This window comes from Acidisphaera sp. L21 (genome assembly GCF_009765685.1).
GTDB lineage: Bacteria > Pseudomonadota > Alphaproteobacteria > Acetobacterales > Acetobacteraceae > LMUY01.
Map to the genome: position 1 here is coordinate 1 of NZ_LMUY01000129.1, position 6,950 is coordinate 6,950.

General features: G+C 64.7%; 2 protein-coding genes and 1 pseudogene. 2 read left to right on the forward strand and 1 reads right to left on the reverse strand.

The window, feature by feature from the left end; all coding sequences use genetic code 11:
- Positions 1–793 (reverse strand): annotated as a pseudogene (locus tag GSQ76_RS24105) (glycosyl transferase); the annotation flags it as partial.
- Positions 794–949: 156 nt separating this feature from the next.
- Between GSQ76_RS24105 and GSQ76_RS24110 the strand changes: the two are divergent.
- Entirely contained in the window at positions 950–2,731 is a 1,782-nt protein-coding gene (locus GSQ76_RS24110) for a ShlB/FhaC/HecB family hemolysin secretion/activation protein (RefSeq protein ID WP_158746653.1), read from the forward strand.
- Positions 2,732–2,783: 52 nt separating this feature from the next.
- A partial coding sequence (locus GSQ76_RS24115; RefSeq protein WP_158746654.1) for a filamentous hemagglutinin N-terminal domain-containing protein occupies positions 2,784–6,950 on the forward strand: 4,167 nt, incomplete at its 3' end.

Consider the following 6,950-nt stretch of genomic DNA (forward strand, 5'->3'; position numbering starts at 1 on the left):
CGGGCGGGGCTCCGTAAACCGCCCCGTCTCCGCCCAGGCACGCGACGTGGACATCCTGTCGGGCCATGATCGTGGGCAAGGCGCGCATCAGGGTGTGAAAGCCGCGATAGGGCTCGAGGTCACGCGCGACGAATGTGACCAGCCGAGCCTTCGGCGGGATCACGAGCGCGCCCAACTGGAACGGTTCGGTCCGACACCGGGGGTTGGGCTGGCACGCCGCCAGATCCACGCCGTCCGGTATGACCGTGATCGCGGGTTGCGCCCAGACCGGGTACAGCGAACGCTGCCACTGCGTCGGTGTTATCCCGGCGTAGCCACTGTGCAAAGCCAGCATAAGGCTGGCGTTCTTCGCCCGTATGCGCGCGACCAGTCCAGGCGGCACGGGGAATTCCGGGTCACAGCCGACATCTGCTCCGTCCAGATGGTAGAAATACTCCCGATAGCCGATCCGAGGAACGCCTGGCCAAACCTGGTCGACGTTCAGCAACTCGCCCCAGCCCTCGTGCCCGATGATGATGTCGGGATCGAACCCCGCCGCCTTCACCCCTCGGCACACCTCCTCCACCGCGACGGCACGACGCATTGCAGTATCAAAATCACGTGAGTCGAAATGAGTTCGAAGTGAGGTAGCATTGAATGAGTAGGAGCAGCGGTAAATGCCAGGTATGTGATTCTCGTTGCTTTCCGACACGAAGACGATGTGGTTTCCAGACTGCACCGAGAGGTGGCGCAGTATAGATAGAAACTGTCCCGGAAAGTGTCGATGTATGAACAAGTAACGCATTGCGAGCATCCCCGGCTTCAAACTATCCTGTCAATTGAATGACATAGCGCGTTGTGTTGCGATATCGCCACCGCTGGCGGGGAATGGGAGTGACACGACGCAAAAAGGTAGCCGTTGCGAAGTCGTTGCGATACCTGTTGCCCGAAGCGATGATGCGGTGTGTTCGTGAAGATCGACGACCGAGACAGAGTGCGGTTTGAGCGGTGGCTGACCGGCAGCGCGGCGGCGGTCGTCGCCGCGCTGCTGAGCGTGCAACCGGCGGCGGCGCAACGCCCAGGTGCGCCGTTTACGGGGAACGAAGTGCCGCAAGGCTCTCCGATCCCGCGTATTCTGCCGCCCTCCGCACCGGCGACGGCGCCGCCTGCGCCGGGGCTGACGGCGCCGGTCGCCCCCAGTAACGTCCCAGCCGGCAATGTCGCCATCAACAGCGCAACGGTGGAGGGCGCGACAGCCTATCCGGCGGCCCGGTTGGCGCCGTTCACCGCCGGCCTCACCGGCCCGGCGGTCTCGGTGGAAAAGATCGAGCAGGCGCGCGCCGCCCTGCTTTCGCTGTATCGGGGCGATGGCTATGTGCTGACGACGGTGAGCGCCACTGTCACACCCACCGGGCAACTCCGGTTCAACGTGATCGAGGGGCATATCGCCGCCGTCCGGCTGGATGGCGATATCGGCCCGGCGGGCGTGCAGGTGCTGCGGTTCCTCAACCACCTGACCACGCAGACGCCGATCGACAACGCTACGCTGGAACGCTGGCTGCTGTTGGCGCAGGACGTGCCCGGCGTGACGTTGAATGCCGTGCTCCGCCCCTCCACGGACGATCCGGGTGCGCTGACGCTGGTGGCGCAAGTGCAGCGCCAGGCGGTGAGCGGGCTGCTGACGGTGGATAACCGCGCCTTCCGACAAACCGGGCCGCAAGAGGGGCTGCTGGTGCTGGATGCCAACAGCTTCACCCAGTTTGGTGAGCGGACCGAAGTGTCGCTGTACCATACCAACGGCAACACGCAGAATTTCGGCCAGGCCTCGACCGATTTTTTCGTCGGTGACTCGGGCCTGCACGTCCGTATTTATGGCGGCTACGGCCAGGCGAACCCGTCCGACTTCCTGCGCACCATTGGGTATGAGGGCTACACCACCACCTTCGGCATCGCCGGCATCTATCCCGCCATCCGATCCCGCGAGCAGACGCTGAACGTGGTGATGAATTTGGACGCGGTGGAGACGGAGGTGCGTACGGCCACCGGCGCGCAGGGCCAGGAAATCCGGGCCAGCCGCGATTCCCTTCGCATCGGGCGGCTGGGCGCGGAATATGCGCTGAATGACATCCTGCTCGGCGGCGATCGCCCGGCCGTCAATTTCGCCAGCTTCCGCGCATCACAGGGAATGCCGTTCCTGGGCGGCACCGGCAATCATAACGCGACGCCGGGCCGCCAGAACGAGCGTGCGGATTTCACGAAGGTCGCGATCGAACTGTCACGCACGCAAACCCTGTTCAGCCCTTGGCCCGGCGCCAGCGTCGCAGTCAAGACGCGGTTCCTGGGCCAGGGCACCGGCGACGTGCTGCCCCCCGCGGAAAAGTTCTTCATGGGCGGCACCGACATCAACCGCGGCTTCTATTCCGGCGAGGTGACGGGCGACAACGCCGTGGATGGCTCGATCGAACTGCAGCTGAATACAGGCATCGATCTGAGCCTGTTCGGCCACACCATTCCAATCGCGTCGCAGTTCTACGCCTTCTACGACCGCGGCAAGACCTGGGAGAATCAGCGCCAGGATCCGAACATTCGTCTGTCATCCGAAGGAATCGGTGTCAGAACAAATATAACGCGCTATACCGAGTTCGACATTGAGGGCGTGATCCGCAACACCCGGCTGCCATCCGGCACCGCGGGGGTGGTGGTGCCGCTGAAGGCCGACGCCGCATATTGGCGTCTGCTGACACGGTTCTAGACGCGGGGGGCAGCAGGGTATGGCTCGGCCGGCAGTAAGGATCGTTGGGACGTTGCGGCGCAACCGTGGCGCGCTGTTGCGCAGCACTGCGTTGCAGGCGTCTGCGTTGCTTGTCCTATCATTGCCAGCCGCCTCGTTGCGCGCTGTGGCCCAGCCGGCGCCGAGTGCGCGGCCGCAGGGTGGCCAGGTGGTCGCCGGCGCCGCCGCCATCGCACAGAGCACCGCCACCACCACCATCACGCAATCGAGCAGCCGGGCCGCCATTGATTGGCGCAGCTTCGACGTCGGCAGCCAGCAAAGCGTCACTTTCAAGCAGCCGAGTGCCACGTCCGTCACGCTGAACCGCGTCACCGGGCCGGATCCATCGGCCATCGCCGGCACGATTAACGCCAACGGCCAGATTATCCTTACCAATCCATCCGGCGTCACGTTCTACCAGGGTGCGCAGGTGAACGCGCAAAGCGTGATCGTGAGCGCGCCCGGCATCACGAACCGGAATTTCATGGCCGGCCGCATGGTGTTCGACAAGGCCGCGCACCCGGATGCGCGGGTCGAAAACCGCGGCACCATCACGGTTAAACAGGCCGGGCTGGCAGCACTCGTGGCACCGAGCGTTGTCAACTCCGGCGTGATCAACGCAAAATTAGGCCAGGTCGTGCTGGCCGGCGCGCAGATGCACACGCTGGATATGTACGGCGACGGCCTCGTATCGATCGACGTGACCGGCCAGGTGAAGCAGGCCCCGCGGGGGCCAGACGGCAAGCCGGTGACAGCGCTGGTCACCAATACCGGCACGATCATCGCCGATGGCGGGGTGGTGCAACTCACCGCGAAAGCCGCGGATGGCGTTGTACAAAACCTGGTGCGCGCCGGCGGGCATATCCAGGCCAATAGCGTGGGCGATCGCACCGGCCGTATCGAGATCACCGGCACTGGCGGTTCCGTCGTGGTGGAGGGCCGCCTCGCAGCCGATGGCAAGGCGCCGGGTAGCACCGGTGGTGATGTCGTCGTCATGGCCAGCCACACCACATCGGTAGCGGGCGGCGCGCATATCAGTGCTTCAGGCATGGCAGGCGGCGGCACGATCGCGCTCGGCACCACCCTCATCCGCGCACGGGGCACCGGGGCCGCGCCGGCCGGCACATCGGGCCGAACCGCCATCGCCGCCGGGGCGCGGATCTCCGCCGATGCCAGAGCCAATGGTAACGGTGGCCGCGTGACTGTGCTCAGCACGCAGGAAACGGAGATCGCCGGCAAACTCACCGCGCGTGGCGGCAAGCAAAGCGGCAACGGCGGCATGATCGAGCTCTCTGGCGAGAAGGGGTTCGACCTTACTGGCACGGCTAACACCTCGGCGACGCACGGTTCGCTCGGTTCGATCGTGCTAGATCCGTATGACCTGGACATCGTGAACGCCCGCACGGGCAGTCTGTTGCCCGGCAACAAGGCTCCGAACGTGACTTATTCCATGGGCGGTATGACCATGGGCTCGCCCGCTGCCACCGTTACCGCTACCTCGATTGAGGGGCTGACCGGCAACGTCGAACTACAGGCCATCCACAACTTGACGGTAAAAGCCTCCGTCACGCTAACCGGCACCCAGACATTGACGCTGGAAGCGGGCAATGATCTGACCGTAATGACGGGCACTACACTCACGGCGCCCGGCGGCATCACGCTAACGGCCGCCTCCCCCTCCAGCACGACGCTCTTCCCGACAGGCATGCTCAGTATCCAGGGTAATCTGTCGACGGATGGCGCGCTGGCGCTGAATGCCGGCACGAACGGGGTCAACCTTGGGGGGGCTTTGACGGGCGCGTCGCTGGCAATCAACACCACCGGCGCGCTGACGCAGACGGCGGCCTCAGTCGTGAATGCGACTGGCGCTATGACGTTCAACGCCGGTGCGGCTGGCATGAGCCTCGGCGGCACCATGAACGCCGCATCGCTGGTCATCAACACCACGGGCGACGTGACGCAGGGGGCTGCCGGCGTACTGAATGTCGACACCATCAGCGGCAACGCTGGCACGCTGAACCTGCCCACCACCGACAATTTTATCACCGAGTTGGCCGGGTTCACCACAACTGGTGCGCTCTTTTTCCACACCGGTGTCGGATTGCTGGTGAGTGCGCCAGTGGTGGCAGGCGGTGGCAAGGCGGATGTCACGCTGTCCTCTGCGACGGCCGGAATGGACATGACACTGGCCGCGAATGTCATCGGCAGAAATGTTTCGATCGACAGCACGTCGGGCGGCCGAAGCCCGAGCGTGGATGGCGGCATCAAGCAGACCGCCGGAAGCATCACGGCGACAACGCTGGCGGTGAGTGGCGGATTCGCCACCCTGAACGACGCCAATGCGGTGTCCAGTCTGCTCGGTTCCGCTGTGTTCGGCGCCATGTCGCTCAACACGACCCAGGGGCTGTCCGTGGCAGGCCCGGTGAGCGCTGGGACATTGAACTTGGTCGCGCCGTCGATCACCCAAGCTATGGGCAACGCGATCACCACGACACTGCTGAGCGGAACTGCCACAACGGGCGCGTCGTTCAACAGCACGACTAACCAGATCAACGCAATCGGGACGTTCGGGGTCACGGCTGGCCCGTTCGCGTTGACGGATGCTGCCACATTGTCGATTGGTAATCTGACGACGTCGGGCACCATTATGCTGGTTGCCGACCAGATGGGCATTAGCAGCCCGACCTCCACCATCAGCGCCCCTGCAAGTTCGGTCGCATTGTCGCCGCTGGGCGGCGGGCGACCGATCGAGCTGATTGGCACGTCGGCGGCGAACCCGAACGCGTTGTCATTGTCTCAGGCGTTCTTGAACACGATCAATACGTCGACGTTGATCATCGGCGGGCCGACGGTGACGAGCGCGGTCAATATCGGCAATGCCGGTGAAGCGATCGATCTGACTGGCCACGCCACAACGCTGCAGTTGCAGAGCACCAAAGCTGTGACCAACGGGGCGGGGGCGATGCTTACAGTTGGCGACCTCGTAGGACAAACCAGTTCTCTGGCCGTGTCTGGGGCAATCGATACTTTGGGTGCGGGTAACGCCGCTGCGACATTGACCGGGTTTGTCACCACCACCGGTGGGCTGTCGGTTACGAGCACGAAGGCGTTGACGGCCAGCAACACGGTGAAGGCCGCGGGGGCGCTGGCACTATCAGGCTCGACGCTGACATCCACGGGCACACTATCCGGTGCCGGCGTGACATTGGGTAGCGGTGGAACCGCAGTGGTCAGCGCTGGGTCGGTGACGTCCACGGCGGGATTGACGATCGGTTCGGCGGCGTTCACCCAGAGCGGCGGCACCATTGGCGCCGCCGGCGCGGTCGCTCTGAATGTGCCCGGCACTGTCCAGTTAACCGGTGGTTCGTTGACAGCGGGCACGAGTTTGACCCTCGCCACCGGGGACGTCACGCAAACTGGTGGCACGGTGACGGCGGCAAGCCTGTTGGGTAACGCGAATAGTCTCAGCCTTACTGCGGCGAGCCTCACCGATCTTGGACCGCTGACGACAGTAGGCGCGCTGCAGATCACGAATGCAGGCGCGCTGACCGTGGATGGCGCATTGACCAGCGGAAGCACCCTCGGACTGACGACGCGGGCAGGTGCTTTGACATTGAGTTCGCCGGTTGTTGGGACGGCGGTGACGCTGTCGGCGCCGGGCGGGATCGCGCTGAACAGCGACGTCACCGCAACGACCTTGTCGCTCGCGTCGAATGGTGCTGTGACCGAAGGCTCGGGTGGCACGGTGACAGCGACGACGCTGACGGGCAGTGCCAACTCGGCCACGCTGCCGCAGGCTTCGATCACCACGCTGGCCGACTTCACCACGACGACGGGCTTCTCGCTGACAAACACCGGGGCGCTGTCGGTGACCGGCACCGTGACCGACGGCGCCTCGATCGCGTTGCAGAGCAGCTTCGGGATGACGCTGTCGGGCACGATCAGGGCGCCGAGCGTAACGTTGGTGGCCGGTACGGACCCGTCCATCGGGGGTGGCATTTCGCAGACTGCCGGGTCGGTGACGGGCAGCACGCTGTTGTCGCTGACAGCGAGTGGGGCGATTACCCAGACTGGCGGCACGATGGCGGCGGCTACACTGACCGGCGGTTCGGGTGCCGCCACCACGCTGAACAGTGCGGGCAATGCCATTGCGACCCTGGGAAGCTTCACCAGTACCGGCGGTTTCGCGCTCACCGATGGC